Origin of the sequence: Neobacillus sp. NPDC058068, assembly GCF_042885335.1 — a bacterium.
GTDB lineage: Bacteria > Bacillota > Bacilli > Bacillales > Cytobacillaceae > Neobacillus.
In genome coordinates this window covers 1-1441 of record NZ_JBHVSI010000054.1, presented here as the reverse complement: position 1 = coordinate 1441, position 1441 = coordinate 1, and the positions used below count along the sequence as shown (strand labels likewise).

The window sequence follows — 1441 nt, the reverse complement described above, 5'->3', positions numbered from 1 at the left end:
TGAACTGCACCCCATTTGTTGGACACACAATCTAACAATAAGGGGTGCAGTTTTTCTATGGCTAAATTTAAAACAGAGGATAAATTAGTAGCGGTTCAACAATATTTAGAAGGAGTAGGTACTTATGCTTCGATTGGGGCGTCGATAGGTACGTCTGAAAATATAGTGAGGACTTGGGTATTGCAGTACGAACATCATGGTGAAGAAGCGTTCAAAAAATCCTATACAAGTTATTCTGCACAGTTTAAACTAGACGTACTTAATTATATGAATGATAACGGGACGTCTCCGAATGAAACAGCTGCAATATTTAAAATTTCTTCTCCTGCTTTAATTCGAAAATGGAGAATACAATTGGAAACACAAGGTATAGACGCTCTCGAATCAAAGAAAAAGGGGCGTCTAACAATGAAAAAGGATACAAAGAAATCAAAACCCGTTGAAGGATCTATTGATTCACTACAGGCAGAATTAGACCGTTTACGCATGGAGAATGCTTATTTAAAAAAGTTGAATGCCTTAGTTCAGAAAAAGGAAAAATTACAAAGCGAGACAAAGCGGAAGTAGTATTTGAACTAAGGTCTGAATTTCTTGTTAGTGGTTTAATCAAACTGGCTGGAATTCCACGAAGTACGTACTATTATTGGGTAAAAACCTTTGATCGTCCAGATAAAGATACTGAATTAAAATCATTAATTCAGGCTATTTATCATGAACATAAAGGACGCTATGGATACCGTCGTATTAAGGCTGAATTAAAAAATCAAGGACATAAGGTGAATCATAAAAAGGTCCAAAGACTAATGCAAGAATTAGGTCTAAAAAGTATGGTTCGTATGAGAAAATATCGCTCATATAAAGGAGAAGTTGGGAAAACGGCACCAAATATTTTGGACCGTAACTTCGAGGCAGAAAATCCAAATGAGAAGTGGGTAACGGATATTACTGAAATTAAATTATTTGGAGAAAAGCTTTATTTATCTCCAATATTAGATTTATTTAATAGTGAAATCATTACATATACCATCGATTCAAGACCAAGATATTCCCTTGTTAAGACGATGATGGACCAAGCATTCGAAAAACTAACAGAAGGGGAAAAGTTGCTTATACACTCGGATCAAGGTTGGCATTACCGCATGCCCCAGTACCAACATGTATTGAAACAACTTAACATCACACAAAGTATGTCACGAAAAGGAAACTGTTATGATAACGCAGTAATGGAAAACTTTTTTGGTATCTTAAAGTCGGAATTTTTATATACTCAAGAGTTTGAAAGTGTTGAACAATTTAAACAAGAATTAGCATTATATATCGATTATTACAATAACAAACGAATTAAAACAAAATTAAAAGGTTTGAGTCCAGTGCAATACCGAACTCAAACCCTAATAGCTGCTTAATTAAATAATCTGTCTAACTTTTCGGGGTCACTTCA

Annotated in this window: 1 protein-coding gene; it reads left to right on the top strand. The window is 34.6% G+C overall.

Translation table 11 applies throughout. The features are described 5' to 3' along the window. The first annotated feature begins 57 nt into the window (after nt 1–57). Nucleotides 58–1406 (top strand): IS3 family transposase gene (locus tag ACFVSW_RS27880; protein WP_387319875.1). Its coding sequence is split into 2 segments (ribosomal slippage): nt 58–502 and nt 502–1406, totalling 1350 coding nucleotides; the frame shifts between segments, so codons are not numbered across the junction. Nucleotides 1407–1441: the final 35 nt, after the last annotated feature.